Source organism: Brumimicrobium aurantiacum (assembly GCF_003402975.1).
Lineage (GTDB): Bacteria > Bacteroidota > Bacteroidia > Flavobacteriales_D > Crocinitomicaceae > Brumimicrobium > Brumimicrobium aurantiacum.
In genome coordinates this window covers 40,145-63,074 of sequence record NZ_QURB01000003.1, presented here as the reverse complement: position 1 = coordinate 63,074, position 22,930 = coordinate 40,145, and the positions used below count along the sequence as shown (strand labels likewise).

The window sequence follows — 22,930 nt, the reverse complement described above, 5'->3', positions numbered from 1 at the left end:
TGTACAAAATTAATCTAAAATCAATGCAATAAAATTCCAACAAGCTTCCTTTAGAGTCGAATTATTATTGCAATCATCAACTACAGTTTTTCTCTAAGGTACTTCCCTGTAAAACTTTCTTTGATTTTCACTAAATCCTCTGGAGTTCCCTGTCCCATTAATTGACCGCCATTTACACCACCTTCTGGTCCTAAATCAATTACCCAATCAGCATTTTTCACTACATCCATATCGTGCTCGATTATGATAACAGAATGACCTATCTCAATTAATCGATTCAATGAAATCAAAAGCTTATTGACATCATCAAAATGCAGTCCTGTGGTAGGTTCGTCGAAAATAAATAGCGTCTTCGTTGGATTCTTTGCCTTCACCAAAAAGGAAGCAAGCTTAATTCTTTGGGCTTCACCTCCCGATAAAGTTGAAGAAGATTGCCCCATCGTTAAATAACCCAAACCTACATCTACAAGCGGCTGAATTTTATCAACTATTTTCTTTTCTAAAGTTCCATTTTGTGCTTTAAAAAAGTCAAGTGCCTCAGCAATATCCATGTCCAATAAATCAGCGATTGACTTACCTTCGTATTTAATTTCTAAAGCATCATCTTTGTATCTTCCACCGTTACAAGTTTCACATGTCAATTGAATGTCGGCCATAAATTGCATAGAAACAGTAATCAAACCCTCTCCTTCACAGACTTCACATCGCCCTCCAGGAACGTTAAAACTAAAGTAACCAGGCTTCAAATTTCTCATCTTCGCTAGTTTCAATCGAGAATACAATGTTCTGATTTCATCAAAAGCTTTGACATAAGTTACAGGATTACTTCTTGAAGACCTTCCAATTGGATTTTGATCAATAAACTCAATGGCTTCAACTTGAGAAAAATCACCAGTTATTTCTGTGTGTTTTCCTATTGGATTACCGTGTATTCCTAACTTTTTAGCCAGTGCTGGATAAAGTATATTCTTAATCAAAGTTGATTTACCTGAACCACTGACTCCAGTTACGCAAACCATTCCATGCAAGGGAACTTTGACACTAATCTTCTTTAAATTGTTTTCCGACGCTTCTATTATATGAATGGCGTCTTTAAGTTTTCTTCTTTGTTTTGGAACAGGAATTTCTTTTCTTCCTGTCAAATAATCTGCTGTTAAACTTCTTTTTGCATTGATGAGTTCCTTATGTGTTCCTTGAAAAACCAATTCACCACCATTAATTCCCGCTAAAGGTCCAATATCTAGGATTTCATCGGCAGCTTTCATAATTGCTTCCTCATGCTCAACAATAATCACCGTGTTTCCTAAGGCTTTTAATTCTTGTAAAACACCTACTAATCGCTCGATATCTTTGGGATGCAACCCTATACTTGGCTCATCTAAAATATACATAGATCCTACCAAACTACTTCCTAGCGATGTTGCCAAATTAATACGTTGAGACTCTCCTCCAGACAAAGTATTCGCCTGACGATTTAAGGTCAAATAGCCTAATCCAACTTCATTCAACCAATTTAAGCGACTTTGAATTTCTTCTAGAACTCTCTTTCCGATTTCCAATTGTTGTGCATCCAACTTTATATTTCGAAAGAACTCTAAATTATCTTCAATGGAGGTTAATATCATTTCAGAAATGTTCTTCCCTCCTACTTTTACATAATTAGCATCTTTCCTTAAACGTGTTCCCTGGCAATCTGGACATTTCGTTTTACCTCTGTAACGTGCCAACATCACACGTACATGGATTTTATATTTCTTGGTATTTAAATATTCAAAAAAGTGATTGATTCCTTCGATTTTCCCTTTTCCATTCCAAAGAATATCGTATTCTTTATCCGTCAAGTCTTTTATTGGACGATGAATAGGAAAGTTAATTGAAGCTGATTGAGCGATAAATTGATCTAAATAGCGGCTCATCTTTTCTCCTTTCCACGGTAAAACAGCAAAGTCATACAATGATTTAGAACGATCAGGAATCACCAAATCTTCATCAACTCCAATAACGGAACCAAAACCTTCACAAGTATCACAGGCACCATAAGGATTATTGAATGTAAAGAAGTGTAAATTGGGCTCTGCGAATTGCATCCCATCTAATTCAAATCGATTCGAAAAAGGAATGATTTCATTAGACTTTGGGAAGAAAATTAAACAAGAACCATTTCCTTCTGCAAAACTCAATTGAACTGAATCGGCAATTCTTGATTGGTGATCTTCATCCTCATGTCTTACTCCTAATCGGTCAATTACAATTTCTAACTTTTTGATTTTCTTAGGTAAGTTTTCAATTGCTTGATCAAGTCGCATTACCTCATCATCAATTCGAACACGTGAAAAACCTTGTTCTTTAAAAATATTGAATTGACGCTCTAAGCCATATCTTTCATAATTTTCAACAGGAGCAAGTACCATAAACTTTTCTCCTTCTTCCCTCGAATTGATCAAATTCACAACATCAGTAACGTCGTGTTTTTTTACTTCATTACCGCTTATTGGCGAATAAGTTTTTCCAACACGGGCAAAAAGAACTTTTAGGTAATCATATATTTCCGTAACTGTTCCTACCGTTGATCTGGGATTTGTCGAAGTCACTTTTTGTTGAATAGCTATTGCTGGTGCTACACCTTTAATAAAATCAACACTTGGTTTATCTAATTTCCCAAGAAATTGACGGGCATAGGCAGATAAACTTTCAATATATCGGCGTTGACCTTCTGCATACAAAGTATCAAAAGCCAAAGAAGATTTTCCAGAACCAGACAAACCAGTAATCACCGTCATTTTCCCATGTGGAATTTTGACTTCAACACCTTTAAGATTGTGTTCTTTTGCTCCTTTTATATGAATATATTCTATCCTCATTTTTAATTACGAATTACGTATTGTCAATTACGAATAATCTTCCGTTTGCTACCGGACCATCAATTATTCTTCCTGTTCTTCCAGCAATTGCTTATTGTAAATTTCAGAGTAAACACCATCAAGCGCTAAAAGTTCATCGTGAGTACCTTCTTCTATTTTACCTCCATTTTCAATAACAAGAATACGATCTGCATTTCGAATGGAAGACACACGATGACTTACAATCAATGACGTCGATTCTTTGAGTGTTTCATCAAGATTATTGAGAATAATTTCTTCTGTTTCAGTATCTACTGCAGACAAACAATCGTCAAAAATCAGCAGTTTTGGTTTTCTAATCAATGCACGGGCAATACTAATTCTTTGTTTTTGTCCACCACTGAGATTAACACCACGTTCTCCTAAAACAGTATCTAATCCTTGTTTAAAGTCTTTTATATTATGCCAAACATAAGTTGTTTTGAGCACATCAATAATATCTTCTTCCGTTGCCTCTTGGTTGGCTGCTAATCCAAAACGTACATTATTGCGAATAGAATCAGAAAACAAGAATACACCTTGTGGCACTACTCCTGCCTGTTTCCTATAATCATTCACATTAATCGATTGTATATTTTCTCCATCTATTTCTACAGTTCCAGAAGTCGGATCAAATTGGCGCATCAATAAATTTATGACGCTTGATTTACCACAACCAGTTCTTCCCAAAATAGCCAACGTTTCACCTTTGTTTATGGTAAAACTTAGATCTTTCACAGCCTGAATTCCAGAAGAAGGATAAGTATAACTTACGTTTTTAAACTCAATCTTTCCTTTGAAATCGAAAGGTGCTTGACTGGTGTTTTTAACTTCCGGTTCTTGACTCAAAAACTCATTAATTCTTTCTTGTGAAGCCGCAGCACGCTGAATCATTGAAGTTACCCAACCAACACTAGCAAAAGGCCAAGTTAGCATGTTGACATAAAAGATAAACTCTACAATATTTCCTGTAGTTAGATTGTTTTGCGTTTCGAATGATAGAATTCCACCATAATAAATGGTTAAAATAGTACTGATTCCGATTAAGAAAGTAATGGTTGGCATAAAGAATGCGTTAGTTTTCACCAAAGCCATATGACGACGAAGATATTCCTTTACATCGACGTTAAATTCTTCTTGAAATTTCTGTTCTGCTCCATATGCTTTTAATACTGTTATCCCTGAAAACGATTCTTGAACATGAGTAGAAACTTTAGACTGTTGTTTTTGGACTTCAATACTTTGTTTATTGACAATACTTGAAACTTTATAAATAATAAAAGTCATAATTGGCAACGGAATCAGCACGTAAAGTGTTAATTCGGGGCTAATATCAAGCATAAAAATCAAACATAAAATAAATAAAACCGAAGTACTCAAAGTATACATTACACCAGGTCCTAGATATTGTCGAACATAAGAGACGTCTTCAGAAATTCGATTCATCAAATCACCCGTATTATTTTGCTTATAAAAGTTGTAAGAGAGACGCTGATACTGTTCATAAATCTCATTTTTCAAATCGTATTCAATAAACCTTGAGACAACAATAATTGTTTGTCTTTGAAAGAAAAGAAATACTCCTTTTCCAATAGACAATAAGATATAAGTTCCTCCAAGAGTGAATGCGAATTTAAACCAGTGATCAGGGTCAATACCCACTTTAAATTGCTCTACCGCATGACCTACAATCAAAGGCATATTAACATAAAGAAAATGCGAACCAATGATAAACAAAACACCTAGTAAAAGGCGCCATTTATACTTAAAAAAATATTTGTTGAGATAGCTTAGAGACTTCATCTATTAATTTCCTATTTTTGCACAACGAATGCGCATTTTTTGTTTTACAAAAGTAGCCATTTGATTTTATATGAAGTATAAAAAAGCATAATACAATGATAGAAACAAGAAAAATAACCGCTGAAGATTTGGTTGAAAATCCAGTCATTGCAGCAATGAGTGAATACAATCACGAGCAACTATTGTTTTGTAATGACAATGCAACTGGATTGAAGGCGATTATCGCTGTACACAACACGACACTTGGACCAGCATTAGGAGGAACAAGAATGTGGATGTACAACAATGAAATTGAGGCATTAAATGACGTTTTACGTTTGTCTCGTGGAATGACCTATAAGAATTCTATCTCAGGATTAAACCTAGGAGGAGGAAAAGCAGTAATCATCGGAGATTCAAAAACGATGAAATCTGAAGCTTTGTTCCGTAGATTTGGAAAATTCGTAAACAGCTTAGCAGGAAAATATATCACTGCAGAAGATGTTGGGATTTCACCATTGGATATGACATGGGTAAATATGGAAACTGATCACGTTGCAGGATTACCTGGAAAAAGTGGAGATCCATCACCAATTACTGCATTAGGAACTTATGTAGGAATGAAAGCTTGTGCTAAAAAACAATTCGGAAACGATAGTTTAGCAGGAAAGAAAGTTGCTGTTCAGGGAGTTGGTCACGTAGGTGAATACCTTGTAAAACACCTTTGTGAAGAGAATGCTGAAGTTTATATTTCTGATATTGACCAAGACTTGTTGAAACGTGTTTCTAACGAACACGGAGCTAAAGTTGTTGGATTAGATGAAATTTATGACATCGACATGGATATTTATGCTCCTTGTGCTTTAGGCGCTACAGTAAATGACGACACACTTTCTCGTTTGAAATGTTCTATCATTGCTGGTTCTGCAAACAACCAATTGGCTGACGAAGTGAAGCATGGTCAAGCTGTACTTGATAAAGGTATGATTTACGCGCCAGACTTTGTTGTAAATGCTGGAGGTGTAATTAACGTTTATGCTGAGGTAACGAACAATACTCCAGCTTGGGCATTACAAAAAGCCGAAGGAATTTATGATACTGTTCACCAAATTATTCAACGTTCTTCAGATGAGAATACTCCTGCTTATGCAATTGCAAACAAAATAGCAGAAGAAAGAATTGAAGCAGTTGGTAAAGTTAAATTACCTTTCTAGATGTTAAACAGAAGACACTTAAGAATTAAAGTTCTACAAACACTTTACGCTTTTTCTCAACATGAGGATAAGGAGTTTTTGTGGGCAAAAAAAGAACTACTCAAAGCAGTGGATCAAATGTATGAACTGTACATTTCATTGCTTATGATTTTCCCAGAATTGAAATTAAAGGGAGAGCACCGAGTAGAAGAGAATAAAAAGAAAATGTTGCCAAAGGATGAGGATATCAATCCAAACATGAAATTCATTGACAACAAAATCATTCAATTTCTTGAAGAAAACGCAGAGTTACGTCATCAATCGGAAGACCTTAAGGCCAACTGGATAGGTGATGATAGACAAGAGTTGATGCGTAAAATGTACATCAACATCTGTCAATCTGAGGTTTACTTCGAGTACATGAACAATGGAAACGAAGGATTTGAAGAAGACAAACAGTTTTTGGTTCAATTGTTTAAATATGAAATTGCTAACTTCCCTCACCTTTTTGACTTTTTAGAGGAAAAAAGTGTGTATTGGGTTGACGACATCGATTTAGCCTGTTCTATGGTTATTAAAACCATCAAAAGTTTTAAAGAGGACAGTGATGACAATGCGATTCTTCCGTTGTACAAGCCAAATGATGATGAAGAAGACTTCATTACAGATTTGTTGAGACAAGCGATTAAAACTAGACCTGAAAATCTAGAATTAATTGACAGTTTAACACAAAACTGGGAACTTGATCGTATTGCAAAGATGGATGTTCTATTGATGGAATTAGCCATTACAGAATTGAAAACATTTAGCAATATTCCAACAAAGGTTACGTTGAATGAATATATAGAAATATCAAAATTCTATAGTACTCCAAAAAGTAATTTATTTATTAATGGAGTATTAGACAAAGCAATTTCAAAACTTGAAAGTCAAGGTGAAATTAAGAAAATGGGTCGTGGACTAATGAAGTAAAAATGAGAATGATGAAAAACGCTTTTTTAATATCAGTTCTTTCTTTTGTTCTTTTCGCATGTGGTGAAGAAAAAACAGAAGCTCAAGTTGGACAATATACAACTATCGAAGTTGAGGAAGTTTACAATGCAGGGTCTGTTGCGAAAGGAGAAATCATAGAAGCTAAAATTGAGGTAAAAAATACTGGAGACTATCCCTTAATGATTGCCAATGTTTCAGCATCGTGTGCATGTACAGTGTCTGAATTTGATGAAGATGCTATTCAGCCAGGTGAAACTACTACTGTAGTTGCAACTGTTGATACTGATAAAACAGGAAAAGGACGTATTAATAAGCCAATTTCTATTTCTGCAAATACGCGACCATCTAGAACTGTAATTTCTATTCAAGCAACAGTTTTAGATTAAATCAAATTTGAATAAAAACAATAATTAAACAATTAAGTTATGGGTGAAGGTGGAATGCAATTAGTGATGTTACTACTTATTTTGGGAGTATTTTATTTGTTTATGATACGTCCACAAATGAAAAAACAAAAAGAGTTGAAAAAATTCCGTGAGAGTTTAGCTGTTGGTGACAAAGTAGTTACAATCGGTGGAATTCATGGAAAAGTATTAGAGATTGGAGATACAAACATTTTATTGAGCTGTGAAGGTAGTTCAAAAATCCGTGTTGAAAAATCTGCTGTTTCTACAGGTGCTGACGAACAACAATTGGCACAAGTAAACAAATAAACTTATATTTTATATCTGAAGATTTTCGGATTCAAAATGAATAAAAAAGCCTGGTCTTATGAATAAGATCAGGCTTTTTTTGGTGTCAAAATTTTAATAGGGATTATTTTTCTCTCTTTGCTTTGATTTTCTTTTTATTTCTCTTTTTACGTTTTTTATATTCTTTTTTCTCCTTTTTATACTCTTCCTTACTCATCGTTTCAAAGTTAGGATCAAAATCAACTTTTCCACTTTTAAAATCTTGAATGACACATTCTAACACAAAATCTTCTGTGTTTGGTTTATAGCTTGCATCTAGATCTTGATCAAAAAGTGTTGCCAAGCCGGTATAAAGAGAAGCTTGCATTCCACTTTTATATTTGGAAATGATTTCTGTAACTGTCATTCCTGTTTCACGATAAATCAACTTTGTCAAAACAATTCCTTCGGAAACATAAAGGTCCTTTAATAGAAATTTAAAATCATCTTTAAGAGATTTATGTGCTTTGCGCATCATACGTCTTTCCTTTCTGTTTTTCGTCACGTCTTCCAAGGCTTGATCTAAGGAATCAATCACCCTAGCTGCTTCTAAAGCTAAAGGATAAACCCTTTTGGCTCTTCTCAAATAGTATCGATATTGTTGATTAAAATCATGTGGCACATCAAAAGAATCATAAACTTGGAGTCTACGAATCACAGAATCTGCATAACTGCTGTCGACTTCATTGGTTTGCGCAAAGGTCTGTGGTATTGAAAACAATACAAGCAGCAAAAGCATGTAAAACTTCGATTTTAAGATCTGAATAGTTCTCATTGCATTCATCTTTTTTCTTAACGTTATAAGGTAAGCAAATATTTTGCCATTAACTTAAAAATGAAGAATGAAGAATGGAAAAAAGTAAATAGAACACCCTCAGTCAATTCATTATCCCTCTATGTTGGAGAAATCTGGTTAGTCAAATGCTGATGATTCTCTTTGTGAAAAGCGGTATGCGTTTGTGTTATTTTTTAGCTGCCCTTTTAGGGCGAGGTTGAACTTATTCCTCTTGCTAACTGAGGCGATGCCTCAGTTTGTCAAGAGCTGCCCCTTCAGGGCGGAAAAGCAGTATTGAACAAGGTAATAAGTATTGAGGAATGTACTTCCTTAAATAGCGTTGAATGTTTTGGGTAATATTCGTTTTATATTATTAAATAAAAGATTTCTCAGTCACTGCGTTCTATCGAAATTACGGGCTTGTTTGGTTTGTATCGTTCCCAAAACGAAATCATTTCGAATAGCAACAATACTAGAGAAATCTGAATAATTACGATGTACGAATTGATGAATTACGAATTAAATGAAAAATAGTCGAACACAATTTTTCATTTTTAGTTCTACATTTTTAAATTACCAATCCTATTTCAACGCAAAATGTTGTTCAGCTTTTTCAGCGATTTGTCCACCAATAGCCAAAGATGCTGTGGCAGCTGGTGAAGGAGCGTTTAACACGTGAATTGAATGTCCGTGGTATTCTATTCTAAAATCATCTCGGGTGTCTCCATCTTGACCTAAAAGCAAAGCCCTAACTCCTGATCGACCAACACGCAAATCATCCATTTCCAAAGAAGGAATTAAACCTTGTAGTGTTTTTAGGAATAATTTTTTCGAGAATGCTCTACGGTATTCATCAATTCCAAACTTCATATTATTGAAGAATAACTTCCACGTTCCTCCGTAAGACAAAGCATCAAAAGTATCTTTCATATTGAAATCTGTTTTACCATAACCTTCACGTTTGAATGTAAAAACAGCATTTGGTCCACATTCTGTTTCTCCATCTGTCATACGCGTAAAATGTACACCTAAGAATGGAAAATCTGGATTTGGAACAGGGTAAATTAAATTCTTTACTTTATGTTTTGCTTGGTCAGTCAACTCATAATAGTCTCCTCTAAAACCAACCACTTGTTCTTTTAAGTCAACTCCATCTTTTCTTGCTAAACGGTCTGCTTGCAATCCAGCACAGAAAATCAAATGTTTAGCGTTAAACTTTTGAGTTGCGCCAACAACAGTTGAGTAATCATCGTGTTTTTCAACACCGATCACCTCTTCACCAAGGACAGTTTTTGAATTGGTGTTTAAACCTTCTGCATTGGCAACCATTTTTTCAGTGGCGTTTCTGTAATCGATAATTCCAGTACAAGGAACCCAAATCCCACCAATACCCTCAACATAAGGTTCGTGGTCTTTTACTTCTTCAGCAGAAATTTTTTCAATCCCTTCAGTGTTATTGGCAATTCCGTTATCGAAAATCTTGTTCATAAATGGCAATTCACTTTCTTTTGTTGCCACTACAACTTTACCACAAACATCATGAGGTACTTTGTTGTCCTTTGCAAATTGAACCAATTCATGACGACCTTTTACACAATTTTCAGCTTTTAAGGATCCTGGTTTATAGTACAATCCTGAGTGAATTACACCAGAATTATTACCAGTTTGGTGATCCGCAAAACGATTCTCCTTTTCAATTAAAATAATATTTAATTCTGGGTTACGTTTTTGAAGCTTGTAAAACGTTGCTGCTCCAACGATTCCTCCTCCGATAATTGCGATGTCGTATACTTGATTTTCCACGTGAAATAATTTTCTGCAAAAGTAACAAAAATGTGAATGCCTAGAAATCTAAATGTCTAAAGTCAAACATTAATTAACACCAAGAGACAATAGGAAAGGTTGATTCTTATTGAAGTAAATGTAATTTTTCATTAGTTTTGAGCGTCGAGCAGACTTCGAAAATGAAATCATGAACAAATCTGAAAAATATTCAAGTAAGGTTATTGAGCTATTTAAAAAAATACTTCCAAGTCCTTTTACCATTGCTATTATTCTCACCCTAATTACTTTATTGATTGCTCAATTTTTCACTAAGCCTTCAACAATTACTCATGGTGATTATTTCTTAAAACTCATTGGAGATTGGGAAGCTGGCCTTTGGGACCACTCAGGAGGCGGTTTGTATTTTGCCTTTCAAATGATGCTCATTCTCGTTTTGGGTCACATTTTGGCTTTAACTCCAATTATTGACCGACTAATACAATCACTATTAAAATATTGTAACTCTACAGCCTCAAGTGCTTTTATAGTTTCTTTTGGTGCAATTGCGTTAGGACTCATCAATTGGGGCTTGGGTCTTATTTTTGGTGCCATCATCGCACGAAAAATAGGTGAGAAATTTGCCCTTGAAAACAAAGCGCTCAATTATGGATTAATTGCAGCTTCAGGTTATGTTACCATGATGATTTGGCATGGCGGTCTTTCTGGAAGTGCTACTACAAAATCCATGGAAGCAGGCTACATTCCTGAAATGACGCAACAAATGAATATTGTTGGTGAATTCCCCAACGCTATTCCATTCGAAAGTACGATAGGTTCAACAATGAATATCGTGTTAACCTTAGCTTGTCTAATTATTGTACCTCTATTTTTGTATTGGTTGGCTAAAAAAACAAACTTAGAATCAGTTCCAAAATTCAAGACACCAATTAATGAAACAACTTCTGAAATAATATCAAATGTTAAAGGCGCAGAAAAATTAGATTACAGTAAAATACTCGGCATAGGCTTAGGAATTAGCATTTTGATGGTTGGTTTTTATAAAGCTATATCCTATGAAGGAAACAGTAGTTTAGGATTTATTCAGCTAAACTTTATTAATCTCATTTTCTTAGGATTATCCTTAACCCTACACCAAACGATACAAAATTTCACCAAAGCACTTCAGAATGCAATTGGAGATATATCTGGGATCCTTATACAATTTCCTTTTTATTTCGGAATCTTGGCCTTAATGAAAAGTAGTGGTTTAATTATTTTATTTTCGGAGTCTATTACATCAATTGCTAACGAATTCACCTTACCAATATTTACATTCATCAGTGCTGGAGTAATCAACTTTTTTGTACCTAGTGGTGGCGGTCAATGGGCCATTCAAGGACCTATCATTTTGGAAACAGCACAGCAAATTGGAGCAGATTTACCTAAAACGATAATGGCGATGGCATACGGAGATCAACTCACCAACATGTTACAACCTTTTTGGGCTTTGCCTTTATTGGGGATTACACAACTCAAGCCACATCAATTGCTACCCTATACATTTCTCCTATTCATTGTCGGAGTAATTATATTTAGTGTAGGATTAATGCTTTTTTAAATAGTTGAAAAAAGATTATTCTTCCTCTTCCCAAATCTCTGGAAAGAACTTTCGTTGTTGAAACTTAGGATGTAGGTATTTCTTCCATTCACTTCCACCAGTAGCGGCTTTATTCTCTCCTTTTTTATCTAAATAGTGTTGAGCCGTTTCTAGGTGAACCATTGGCCACTTTACGTTATACAATTGATCAAACTCTTTTAGAATTGCAACCAATTCAGCCGAAGGATTATCCATTTTAGCAAACTTTTCTTGCAGGGTTCTTCCTTTCATTTCGTTTGCTTTATCGATTAACTCAGCTTCATATTTTTCCTCAAACATGCGTAATGTCAATGTCTTTTTTCCGGTTTTCCTATTATACCCTGCGTCTTTCCAATATAAATGTTCGAAATAATCTTCAGTTTTTGGATTATCATTGATTCGCTCTCTCCCTTTTTCATTTAGGAGATTCTTCAATTGGGTACAATACAATTCGATATACCTAAAAGAAACACTTTGGAATCCACTTGCAGGAGCTAGAGTTTTACGGAAAATGTTGTAATCATCATAATTCATACCATGACTCATTACACTAAAAGAAGTAATAAGCATTGAAGTATATCTGTTTAGTCGGTTAACTTTATCAATCCAAATCTTATCACTCAAATCTTCTTCTACTAATTGTTCAAGTTCATGAAGCATCATTCCTAAGACCAATTCGGTTACTTGATGATACATTATGAAAATCTTCTCATCTTTAAAATTTGTTCGCGGTTTTTGCAAAGAGAAAAGGGTGTCAACCTCAATATAATCCCAATAAGAGATTGGCGTAGCTTGCAATAGTCCTTCCAAATATGTATTAGGGTTTTCTCCTAAATCTTCATACTTTTTGACAAGCTTTTCAATTAAGTCTTTTGTTTTATTCTCTTCACTCATGATCCTACTAACAATTTAGATAACATATTTCCTGAATATGCTAAAATAACAACTTTAATCAATCCTTTAATAAGGTAGTAAAAATGAATTTAGAATTTGTTGGAAAAGATCTCTTTTTTTTATTTCTCCAAACTAATTTGATCTTCACTACCTTAAAATGATGATGCAAAACTTGGCGTACTATCTTTAGGAGACTATATAAATGACGACCAAATTTCGAAATGTTTAAAATTAAAAACTTTATCACTTAAAAATTATGGGGTTCAATTTATCTTTTGAGAAATGTGAGTCCAGAATCAAGACCATTTGCCAAATCTAAAAGTGAGGTTTTAATCATCATTTCAGAAAGTTGATTGCGTATATCTATAAAGTCATTATGCAAAGGACAAGGCTTATTGGCGTTACATTGCGTTAAGCCTAGGGCGCAACCTGTAAAAATTCTATCGCCATCAATCGCGCTTACGATTTGAGAAAGCTTGATTTCATTTAGCCTATCTTTTGGAATATAGAATCCCCCGTAAGGCCCTTTGGATGAGTTGATAATGTTACTTTTGGTAAGTGTTTGAAGTATCTTTGCAGTAAAAGCTTCAGGAGAATCAATTTCTTCAGCAATTTGCTTAACACCAATCTTTTCTTCACTCACCAATGAATTATTTGAAATTAAAATAGCGGCTTTTATTCCGTATTCACTAGCTTTTGAAAACATAAAATACTCTTAAATTTAGACAAAATAAATTAGTAATATTAACTAAGATACATATTTAAATCAATAAATCTATCATATCTAATCCTGACCTTAAATTTATTAAATATTTCTAGAAGTGTTAAAGAGACAAAAATATGAGTAAAAAAACATTCATACATAGTTATAAACACAGGAGCTATCATTAAATTTGAAGCATATTTAAATCTTAATATAAAATACCATGAAAAGTCAATTCATTCTCGCAGCCACAGCTTTGTCATTAACTTTCTCAAGTTGTAATGGAGATTCAAATCCTGAAAAAGTAGAGGCTGTTAATCCAAATCATGCAACAAAAGAGGTATCAAAAAAAGATGAAGTTACTCCTGCTTCCCAACGTGTAGATCTAGAGAATAAAGGTATTGGACCAGTGAAAGAAGTTGTACTGGCTGAAACAATTGATGACAAAATGGTGAAAGAAGGAGCCGAATTATTTGAAAACAACTGTACAGCTTGCCATAAAGTAGACCGCAGATTTATTGGACCAGCGTTGAAAGGCATTTTAGATCGTAGAACTCCTGAGTGGACAATGAATATGATCATGAATCCTGATGTTATGGTTGAAAAAGATCCGCTGGCAAAAGACCTTTACATTGAATATAGTGGTTCTCAAATGACCAATCAAGGCATAAATAAAGAGGAAGCACGCGCTATCTTAGAGTATATTCGATCGTTGTAATCATACTTTACGTCCTTTCCATTTTGGCTGATAAATGAATGAAGAGATTGTCACAAGTAAGAAAAGAAAAGGGTAAATCAATTGAAAAAATGGCAATAAAAGTAGAGTTGTTCTAGATGCTTTAATTGTTCTATAATTTAAAGTGATTATAGTATCGAATAGAAATCGTAAAATAAGGATCGCAAGCAAAAGCCCCCATTGTCCATTTGTGACCGAAATGAAAAGTGCACATATTCCTCCTAGTAAATAAACAAGAATAAAAATTCCAATTATAAACTCAGGAATATTCAATTGAGACTTCGTTTTACTTAGCCACCGAACACGTTGCGCCACATAATCTTTTATTGATTTAGGTGAATCCGTATACACTGAAAGAGAATCTTGTTGACTAAAATAAACATCAGCAATATTTTTCTTCACCTCTTTAAGTAAAAAATAATCATCACCTGAAGCTATACTTTTGTGGTGTTCTAATTGCTGTGCATAATTTACTTTTGTCGTATCAAATAATAAATTGGCTCCACTAATTGAAATAGGGTGAACTTTCGATATCCAATAATTAAACCCATTAAAGAAGTTGTATTCTACTGAGAATATTTTACTCAAGAATGTGTTTCCTTTCATCACTACAGGAAGACCTATCAAGGTGTTTTGTGGCAAATATTCTAATGTATAAAAGTAATGCTGTGAGAAATAAACATCTGCATCAAGTGTTAAAACAAATCGCGATTTAGATTCTTGAATGGCAAGAGCAATTGCTTCTTTCTTTCCAAAAACCTTTGAATTTAATTCAATTAATTTCCCTATATTATTTTCCTGGATGAATGAATTGATGAGTTCAACCGATTGGTCTGTAGAATGATCATTTACAAAAATGATTTCTTCAGGACGATTGTTTTGGGCTAAAATTGAAGAAAAAAGTCTATTCAAATGATTACTCTCATTACGAACTGGTATAACTACTGTTAGCTCTTCAAGTTTAATCAATGGTTTCGTTTTGTCATTTGTAAGAAATCCATATATCTTAATAACACCAAATACAAAAAGACTAGAAACAAGAAAAATGATATAGAACTCAATCATGTCGCAAGTATTTTTCTTTTAATAAGAATACCAACCCCGTTAATGAAGGTAAACCAATATTAATTAACCATAGTAAAAGAGAAACAACTATAATTTTTAATTCATTTTCAATATACAGACCTAAAATAAGTAGAGATGCAGATTCACGAATGAATAACTTACCAAATAGCAAACTGGGCGTAATTGTGCTAATCAAGTAAACCAAAAGAATAGCAAAAACAATATCCAATGAAAAAGGGGTGCCAAATGCAACAAGTAACAAAACATATTGCAAAGTGAACACTATAAATCTAAAAATACTCAATCCTATTAATTGTAATGAAATTAGCTTTGCTTGTTGTTGGAATGTACTCAGTAAATTCAACTTTTTATCAATCAATTTAAAACTTGTACCTGGAAGAATTGGAAAAATGTGGTAAAGTAACATTGAAAAAAACAAAACACTGATCAAGGAATAAGTTGCATATCGAAGAAAGACATCGTTAAGCATTGGTTTAATCATAATAAAACCAATTGTTCCAAATGATAAGGTAACAAGGAACTGTGAAAAATTACTATATAATGTTCCCATGACAAGCATACCACGGGACTTCCCCTTGAAGAACAAAACTCTTCCAATAAAATTACCCAATCTATTTGGAGTAACAAGTCCAGTTGCGACCCCAGAAAACAAAGATCTAATCAGTTTTAGAAAAGAATACTTTAATAAATTAACATCTAATATTTTCTTCCATTTAAGGAGTTCTAATCCCCAATTTAAAGGCATTAAGCAAACCACAATGAATAGTGATACAAATGAACTTATTTTGAGTCTAGTTAAATCTATTTCGTCAATCTTCAATACTTGTTGAACAAAGAAATACAACACAAGCATAAAGAGTAGAAGTTTTAACAACCACACCAAAGACTTTTGTACCTTTATATTTTTAATCACACTTACAATTAATAATGGTTGAAGATAAAATAATTCTTGGAATTGATCCTGGAACAACGGTAATGGGATATGGAATCATTCATATTAAAAGAAATAAAATGACTTTGGTTACTTATGGTGTTATTCAATTGGCAAAATTGGCGACACACCCAGATAAACTAAAAAGGATTTTTGACCGTGTTGATGGATTGATTCAGGAATATAGACCTGATGAAATGGCCATTGAGGCTCCATTCTTTGGGAAAAATGTTCAATCGATGTTAAAATTAGGACGTGCACAAGGTGTTTGTATAGCAGCATCCTTATCGAGAGATGTTCCATTTGAAGAATATGCCCCGAGAAGAATCAAGCAAGCAATTACTGGAAAAGGTTCTGCCAGTAAGGAGCAAGTGGCTTTAATGATACAAAGTTTGTTGGGGCTAAAGGAAATTCCAAAACAATTAGATGCAACGGACGGTTTAGCAGCCGCAATATGTCATCACTATTCTAAAGGCGTAGGAGAACATAATAAAACAAAAGCCTCCAATTGGAAGGCTTTCATTAATCAAAATACGGAAAGGAATAAAAGTCCTAAAAAGAAATAAATTCTATTTAGCTTCTACAATCTTTTGAGCGATTGCTTCCATTTCTTCTTTTTCTAAATGTAGTTTATCTTTATTGAAATCCATATCGCCAATACCATTAATCGGCATTAGGTGGATATGAGCGTGAGGTACTTCAAGTCCAATCACGGACATTCCGATTCTTTTACAATCAAAAGCCAGGTCCATTTTCTTTGAAACTGATTTAGCAAAATTAATGAAGCGCCCTAACAAATCGTCTTCTATATCAAAAATATAATCGACCGTCTTTTTAGGAATAACTAGAACATGACCTTTAACAATAGGTTGAACATCTAAAAACGCAAGAAACTCATCGTTTTCTGCTACTTTGAATGCTGGAATTTCACCGTTTACGATTTTACTAAATACTGTACTCATTATCTTGTGATTTCTAATATTTCAAATTGAATAATTCCACGTGGTGTTTCTATGTCAGCGATATCACCTAAAGATTTTCCAAGTAGACCTTTTCCAATTGGAGAGTCTACTGAAATTTTCTTTTCTTTTAAGTTTGCTTCGTTTTCTGCTACCAAGGTATAAGTTACTTCAGCATTATTTCCTAAGTTTTTTATCTTAACATTAGAAAGAATTAATGCTTTGGAAGAATCCATTTCTGACTCATCAATCAATCTAGCATTAGAAATTACGTCTTTCAATTTAGAAATTCGCATTTCCAAAAGTCCTTGAGCTTCTTTTGCAGCATCGTATTCTGCATTTTCAGATAAATCACCTTTATCTCTTGCTTCTGATATTTGTTCTGAGATTTTAGGACGTTGTACTGTTTCCATATCGTACAATTGATCCTTCAGCTTTTTCAGCCCTTCTTCAGTATAATAATTAATCTTTGACATAATAAAATAATTGATAAACAAAAAACAAGAGGGCCAAAAGACCCTCTCGCTTATACAAATATAATGAAATTTTAGTTTACTTCAAACTAAGAGTAACACCAAAAGTATTAATAATTCCAAATGGGTTAGAAGTACGCATTGCATATTCAAAACCAAGTGGAATAGCATTTTCACCTAATAAAGCATCAACAGATACACCTGCTGTTAAACCAGTTAAACTGTTTGTAGATTCTTCACGGTTAAAAATTGCTTTTTCACCAACAAATCCAGCTCTTATATTAAATGCTGCTTTATCATAAGCCATACCATAATCTAAACCAATATTAAATTGGTCATTTGTAAATGAATTAGCGTGAAATGCTGCGGCTGCAGTCAACTTACTTGACTCATCAAAGATAAAGTCATAAGAGAACCCCATAGCTAATAAAGAAGGCATTTCAAAAGAAGCTGAACGTTGCACCATTGTAGCTACTCCACCAGTTGTTTGGTAAAGAATTTCCTTAGAAAGTCCATCTCCTGTGAAACTCATTGGTGTACCAACATTTTTCAACGTAATACCAAATTTAATTTGGTCTTGTTCACCTGTAACATAACGGATACCGGCATCAAATGCAACTCCTGTGGCTTTAAGGTTTGCAATGTTTTCATTCAATACTTTAACATTTAATCCTGCATAAATAGAATTCGAAAATTCTCTAGCAAAACCAATATTAATAATATTTTTCCTTGGACTAAATTGACCTATACCTCCTTCTGGAAGATCAACCGTTGTAATATCAATATCACCATATCCATAAGCTTGAAGAGACAATGCAATAACTGTTTGATCTCCCACACGCTGAGCAATACCAGCAGAATTTAAAGAAATTCCGGCATCACCTAACCAGTTAGTATAGTTAAATTTAATTTGTGTTTGATCAGTAAAGGCTAAACCAGCAATATTAGCAAATTGCGCTTCTAAACCATCCGTAGATGCTACTCCTGCACTTCCGAAAGCAGTAGAACGAGCCCATGGATTAACTAACATTTCACTAGCACCTGCTGAACCGATTCGATCTTCGTTTCCGGCTAATGTTGGGAAGCTCATAGCCAGAGCTCCCACAATCATTGAACCTTTTATTATCGTTTTTAACATATTCATTGTTTACTAAAGTTAAGTTTCTATTACTTATAAGTTCTCTAAATCTGTTTGTCTTAGACCACCGAAGAATTTAACTACTCTCTCTCCAATTCCTTCAACATCAACATGAATTAAATAAACTCCACCAGCAACTGAGATATTATCATCATTTTTCAAGTCCCAATCAATAGAAGTAATCGGACTATCTTTATCATAAGCTCTGATTAATTTACCTGAAGTATTGTAAATTCTAACTTTACAACGCTCTGGTAAGTTTGTAATCTTAACACGTGTATCAAGTCTACCTAATTCGTAATCTGAATAAGCATAGTATGGGTTAGGAACAACATTAATCATATCTAAAGCATCTGCAAGAGTTTCTTCGTCATTCTTAATTGTTCTAAATCCATCCATGTTCCATTCGTAAGTTGGTCTTCCGCCAAATGCATTAGATTGTGCATATTCAGCGTACTCTTTGTTGATTCTGATTCTCATTCGTACATCTGTAGATAATAATTCAGCATCTTCAGCAAGGGTTGGGTTTATTACCCATGATAATCCACCATATACATCTTTATAATCATCTTCATCTTCTGAAGCTAATTTATTATAAATAAACTCACCTTCATCATAGTTAGGAATCTCTTGATCTTCGTTTCCAAATACGTAAACAACATGTTGACCACCAAATAATGGGCTTCCTGTTGAGTTTACAAGATTTGATGTTGGATTCCAAATCATATCTGCACCGTTCTCACCAACTAAGAATGAATTCTCCCCATAAGCCATATTTAATCTACGACCTGTTTCAACATCGATTGCATAACCAGGGAACCATCCCATTCCTACAGCAGTTGTTCCATTTGGATTCGCCTCAGAAGCATTGTATCCAGGGTCACCAACTTGATTTCCATTCTTATCTATAGATGGACTCTGACGTAATAAACCAGCTAAACCACCATTGATATTTAGATTTTCATCACTACCTAACTCAATTACTGGACATCTAGTCCATTTAGATTTATCTTGTGTAATCACAATATCAACACTTGTTTGATACACTGAAGGCATTTGTGTCTTTTCAATAGAACTAAATGAACCTTCGTCGATTCCATTTACATTTGGAATACCGATAGGCATAAATCCACAATCGTTTCTTCTAGCCAATTGTCCTAATGTAACAGTACCACTAAAGATAGAAGCAAATTCTTTATCAGGATCTACCCCTACTAAATCTAAATAACAACATGGATTATTTAAACCAAGGGCTTCATTACAATCTGTTGTTGTGTAATCACCTGAAGCTATCCAGTTAAAAGGTGTGTATGTATCAACATCAGAAACACCTGATAACCATCTCTTCGAACTATCTGCAAATTCAAGAGTTGTTTCTATTGGCTTCGCAATTCGATCTCTAAAGTTACAGTTTTCTGTTCCTTGAGCACAAGGGTAATTATCTTGGTAGATCGCTACAGAAAGTCCCCATTCAGGAATTAATTGTTCATTCTTAAACTCAATTGTTCTATTTGATGATACTTCTTCAATCAAATTACCTCCTTTTGAATCGTATCTCTTAATTGTCCAACTAGCTGTATCAATCAAGTTTGAGTTGTAATCAACAAACTCCAACATAAAGTAACCATCTACTAAATTTAATGGATCAACAACTTTAACATCGATTGGTCCCTTACCTTGTTGGTAAGTAGGAGTATCTACTGAACCATTTGCTACGATAAAGTCTTCGGTCGCTTGAGTTAAGTCAATAACTCTGTTACCATTTCCTTTACCATCTAAAGTTGTAATTTCTGGAGAAGAACCATAAGGTAGGTTCACTATTGTTCCATCAAAACGAGGTTGTGGAGAGTGAGGAATACCAACTGTAGCCTTAATTGCACTTCCATCAGCTGACAAACGAGAACTAATATAAGGCATTGTTTGACCATCTAATAGTTGTGGGTCTGTTGGATCATACTTTTTAAACTCATTGTGAGCATAGGCAATTGCAATATAATAGTATGTCTTGTGGTTTACAAGTGCGTTACCTGTAAACTGATCTTCCGTAATTTGGAATGAGTGACGAATACCTTGATTCTGACCATCTACTTTCAACTCTGGTTTAGAGAAACCTAATTCTTCATCAAATTCAAAGTTAATAATACGATCAATATCATTTTCAATATCACATTGTGCAACTAAACGTGCTTTATCTGTTAGACCAATATCAGAAACACCTGCTTCGTCATCTACCATTTGATAAATTTGATAACCTTCAAAGTTGTACACTTTATCAATTTCCGAACCATCTAATGGGTCAACGATATTAATATTATCTTCTTCTGCATACTCTTCATTTACATTATTTCCGAATGGATTATCAATCATCAATACTAATTCATTCTCTAATTCAACGATTTCTAAAATCGGAGCAGATGGTGGATCAAGTATTTCGAAACAGTTATCAAATAAAGCTTGTGCTTTAGTATCATTTTTTCTTAACGCCTCAACTGATGCGAAAGAATTTCCATCATAAGAACGTCCATAAACAACACCAACAGTTAAGTTATTTACTGCACCAGGAGTTAATGTAAATGGTCCAGCAGATTGTAAGAAACGTCTATCTCCAATAGGATTTGAAGTACCGTTACCATCAACGTCTAACTCTGACCAATCCCATCCCATATCTTGACCTCGAGTTCCGAAGTGTAATGGATCTGTATCTCCAGGGTAACAGTAATCAGCAGGAACACCTTCTACAGCACCAGGAGTACCAGTGTACCCTTTACCACCATAGATAAATGCTGAATTATCTTTCCAGAATCCTGTCATATAATTATAAAAATCAGAAGGACTACTAGGGTCATCAGTAGAAGGAGTACCAAGGTCTCCTCTATCGAAATAGTTAAATCTACGCATTCCGAAACGCTCATTATCGATGATACCATCAGAATAACCAATACCAATACCTTCGTATACAATACCTTTACCGGCAATCGCTTCATTCACAGTTGGCGTAACATATTCAGTTGTTCCATCAGGTGCAGTCACCAATCTTGGACCAACGTTATCAATATTATCAGCATCTTGATACGGTCCTTCAAAGAAGTCAATACCTACTGCAGGTGGATTATCACCATATCCAGGTGCACCATTTCCACCTTCATCAGTGTTATCACCATTATAAGCATAACCTAAACCTCTAGAAACATCACAACCTACATAATCATCTTCAGCAAAACCTATATCTGCATCTGCATATTGAGAGAAGTAAGTGTCTTCAAGTGTTGTAGAACTACGATTAATCATTTCATAGTTGTAGAATGTCATTCTATTCACTTCATCATTCGTAGCGAAAGAGAATGCTTGAGCACGAATTTCCATACCAATCGGATCACCACCTGTTTCTGTGTGAATGTTTCCTTTATCATTAAATACCCACCAGTTAGTTTTATCACCGAATAAAGTAACACGTCTATCGATACCACAATTAACATCATCTCTACCAAGAATATCATCGAACCAAGGAACATCACCTTGAGATGGATCATATGTACCATCTCCTGAACCACCTTGAGAAGGGTAATCATAGAAAGGAGCTAAATAATAATCTTGCTTTTTAACAACATCATCACCATGAGCTGGCCAGTTATTAATTCTTTCAATAGCGTCATTTGTTAAAGGATATTGAGAAGGATCAGTACAATTTGGATCAATACTACACTCATGTCTAAGTGTAAAATTAATTACCTCTGATTTTGCTATAGGGAAAAACTTATCATACTCAATACAAGTTTCTGGATCAATCGTACCTAAACCAAAAGGACGAATTGAATTATCTCCTACAGGTTGACTTGGGTCATAGTTTCCACTTCCAGGTACAACAGATAAAGGTCCACCCCAGAAATCATTTCCACTTGTTCTAAACAACACAGCGGCTAGTTTCAATTGACCATTTACGTCAACTCCCCCCATCCAAATAGAACCAGAGAAAAGAACATGGTTTCCACCTCCAACTGGTACTTCGTAAGAAGCAGCTCCAGCTTGACGATCTTGCCATAACGACCCACCAACCTCAACGAGGGCTTCAACGTCGTTAAAGTCCATATATAAAAGTCCATCTGATGGGGGACAATTAGCTTTATTGTAATCCTGACCTCCACCTAAAGGCTTTGACTTGCCGTAATCAGCAGTCGGATCTAGTGCGGCATTCGTTCCAAATGTGAAACTAACACCAATTAATACTAATAATAATAATCTCATAATCTTACTGTTTTT

The 22,930-nt window shown here is 34.4% G+C and carries 19 protein-coding genes; 7 read left to right on the top strand and 12 right to left on the bottom strand.

All coding sequences use genetic code 11. The features are described 5' to 3' along the window. Window positions 1–80: 80 nt before the first annotated feature. Both uvrA and DXU93_RS06065 read right to left on the bottom strand, forming a co-directional pair. On the bottom strand, window positions 81–2,861 hold the full coding sequence (gene uvrA, locus DXU93_RS06070) for an excinuclease ABC subunit UvrA (protein ID WP_116880386.1): 2,781 nt from the start codon (window positions 2,859–2,861) through the stop codon (window positions 81–83). 63 nt (window positions 2,862–2,924) lie between these two features. After that, window positions 2,925–4,682: an ABC transporter ATP-binding protein gene (locus tag DXU93_RS06065; RefSeq protein WP_116880385.1), complete on the bottom strand. Its 1,758-nt coding sequence runs from the start codon at window positions 4,680–4,682 to the stop codon at window positions 2,925–2,927. Between the two features lie 95 nt (window positions 4,683–4,777). Between DXU93_RS06065 and DXU93_RS06060 the strand changes: the two genes are divergently transcribed. The 4 genes from DXU93_RS06060 to yajC are packed head-to-tail and all read left to right on the top strand — an operon-like array spanning window position 4,778 to window position 7,560. Then, complete coding sequence (locus DXU93_RS06060; RefSeq protein ID WP_116880384.1) at window positions 4,778–5,875, top strand: Glu/Leu/Phe/Val dehydrogenase dimerization domain-containing protein; 1,098 nt, start codon at window positions 4,778–4,780, stop codon at window positions 5,873–5,875. Then, window positions 5,876–6,826, top strand: a complete 951-nt coding sequence (locus DXU93_RS06055) for a transcription antitermination protein NusB (RefSeq protein ID WP_116880383.1) — start codon at window positions 5,876–5,878, stop codon at window positions 6,824–6,826. 11 nt (window positions 6,827–6,837) lie between these two features. After that, the gene (locus tag DXU93_RS06050) at window positions 6,838–7,233 is read left to right on the top strand and encodes a DUF1573 domain-containing protein (protein WP_165851346.1); all 396 of its coding nucleotides are present in this window, start codon (window positions 6,838–6,840) and stop codon (window positions 7,231–7,233) included. 39 nt (window positions 7,234–7,272) lie between these two features. After that, window positions 7,273–7,560 carry a preprotein translocase subunit YajC gene (yajC, locus tag DXU93_RS06045; protein WP_240623429.1) on the top strand — a complete coding sequence of 96 codons (288 nt, stop codon included), beginning with the start codon at window positions 7,273–7,275 and terminating at the stop codon, window positions 7,558–7,560. A 103-nt stretch (window positions 7,561–7,663) separates the two neighbouring features. On the opposite strand, the gene DXU93_RS06040 is transcribed toward yajC, so the two are convergent. Further along, on the bottom strand, window positions 7,664–8,353 hold the full coding sequence (locus tag DXU93_RS06040; protein ID WP_165851345.1) for a DUF4294 domain-containing protein: 690 nt from the start codon (window positions 8,351–8,353) through the stop codon (window positions 7,664–7,666). Window positions 8,354–8,935: 582 nt separating this feature from the next. Then, entirely contained in the window at window positions 8,936–10,156 is a 1,221-nt protein-coding gene (gene lhgO / locus DXU93_RS06035; RefSeq protein WP_116880380.1) for an L-2-hydroxyglutarate oxidase, read from the bottom strand. 169 nt (window positions 10,157–10,325) lie between these two features. Here lhgO and DXU93_RS06030 point away from each other — a divergent pair, with 169 nt between their 5' ends. Next, entirely contained in the window at window positions 10,326–11,735 is a 1,410-nt protein-coding gene (locus DXU93_RS06030) for a TIGR00366 family protein (protein ID WP_116880379.1), read from the top strand. Window positions 11,736–11,750: 15 nt separating this feature from the next. On the opposite strand, the gene DXU93_RS06025 is transcribed toward DXU93_RS06030, so the two are convergent. Continuing rightward, on the bottom strand, window positions 11,751–12,647 hold the full coding sequence (locus DXU93_RS06025; RefSeq protein ID WP_116880378.1) for a tryptophan 2,3-dioxygenase family protein: 897 nt from the start codon (window positions 12,645–12,647) through the stop codon (window positions 11,751–11,753). 268 nt (window positions 12,648–12,915) lie between these two features. Next, window positions 12,916–13,353, bottom strand: coding sequence for an RrF2 family transcriptional regulator (locus tag DXU93_RS06020; RefSeq protein ID WP_116880377.1), 438 nt, complete (start codon window positions 13,351–13,353; stop codon window positions 12,916–12,918). A gap of 220 nt (window positions 13,354–13,573) precedes the next feature. Here DXU93_RS06020 and DXU93_RS06015 point away from each other — a divergent pair, with 220 nt between their 5' ends. Next, window positions 13,574–14,068 (top strand): c-type cytochrome, encoded by a 495-nt coding sequence (locus tag DXU93_RS06015; RefSeq protein WP_116880376.1) that lies wholly within the window; start codon window positions 13,574–13,576, stop codon window positions 14,066–14,068. Here DXU93_RS06015 and DXU93_RS06010 read toward each other — a convergent pair whose 3' ends face one another. Further along, the gene (locus DXU93_RS06010; RefSeq protein WP_116880375.1) at window positions 14,069–15,151 is read right to left on the bottom strand and encodes a glycosyltransferase; all 1,083 of its coding nucleotides are present in this window, start codon (window positions 15,149–15,151) and stop codon (window positions 14,069–14,071) included. Continuing rightward, the gene (locus tag DXU93_RS06005; protein WP_123776059.1) at window positions 15,144–16,085 is read right to left on the bottom strand and encodes a lysylphosphatidylglycerol synthase transmembrane domain-containing protein; all 942 of its coding nucleotides are present in this window, start codon (window positions 16,083–16,085) and stop codon (window positions 15,144–15,146) included. Before DXU93_RS06005 ends, DXU93_RS06010 begins: the two co-directional genes overlap by 8 nt. Window positions 16,086–16,099: 14 nt before the next feature. On the opposite strand from DXU93_RS06005, the gene ruvC reads away from it, so the two are divergent. Then, the gene (ruvC, locus tag DXU93_RS06000; protein ID WP_116880373.1) at window positions 16,100–16,669 is read left to right on the top strand and encodes a crossover junction endodeoxyribonuclease RuvC; all 570 of its coding nucleotides are present in this window, start codon (window positions 16,100–16,102) and stop codon (window positions 16,667–16,669) included. 3 nt (window positions 16,670–16,672) lie between these two features. Here ruvC and DXU93_RS05995 read toward each other — a convergent pair whose 3' ends face one another. The 4 genes from DXU93_RS05995 to DXU93_RS05980 form a co-directional block, all read right to left on the bottom strand. Further along, a complete protein-coding gene (locus DXU93_RS05995) occupies window positions 16,673–17,065 on the bottom strand; it encodes an HIT family protein (RefSeq protein ID WP_116880372.1) in 393 nt (130 codons plus the stop codon). Beyond that, window positions 17,065–17,538, bottom strand: coding sequence for a transcription elongation factor GreA (gene greA / locus DXU93_RS05990; protein WP_116880371.1), 474 nt, complete (start codon window positions 17,536–17,538; stop codon window positions 17,065–17,067). The genes DXU93_RS05995 and greA overlap by 1 nt, the downstream gene beginning before the upstream one ends. Before the next feature lie 76 nt (window positions 17,539–17,614). Further along, window positions 17,615–18,673: a PorV/PorQ family protein gene (locus DXU93_RS05985; protein ID WP_116880370.1), complete on the bottom strand. Its 1,059-nt coding sequence runs from the start codon at window positions 18,671–18,673 to the stop codon at window positions 17,615–17,617. 33 nt (window positions 18,674–18,706) lie between these two features. Next, window positions 18,707–22,915: a T9SS C-terminal target domain-containing protein gene (locus DXU93_RS05980; protein ID WP_116880369.1), complete on the bottom strand. Its 4,209-nt coding sequence runs from the start codon at window positions 22,913–22,915 to the stop codon at window positions 18,707–18,709. Between the last annotated feature and the right edge of the window lie 15 nt (window positions 22,916–22,930).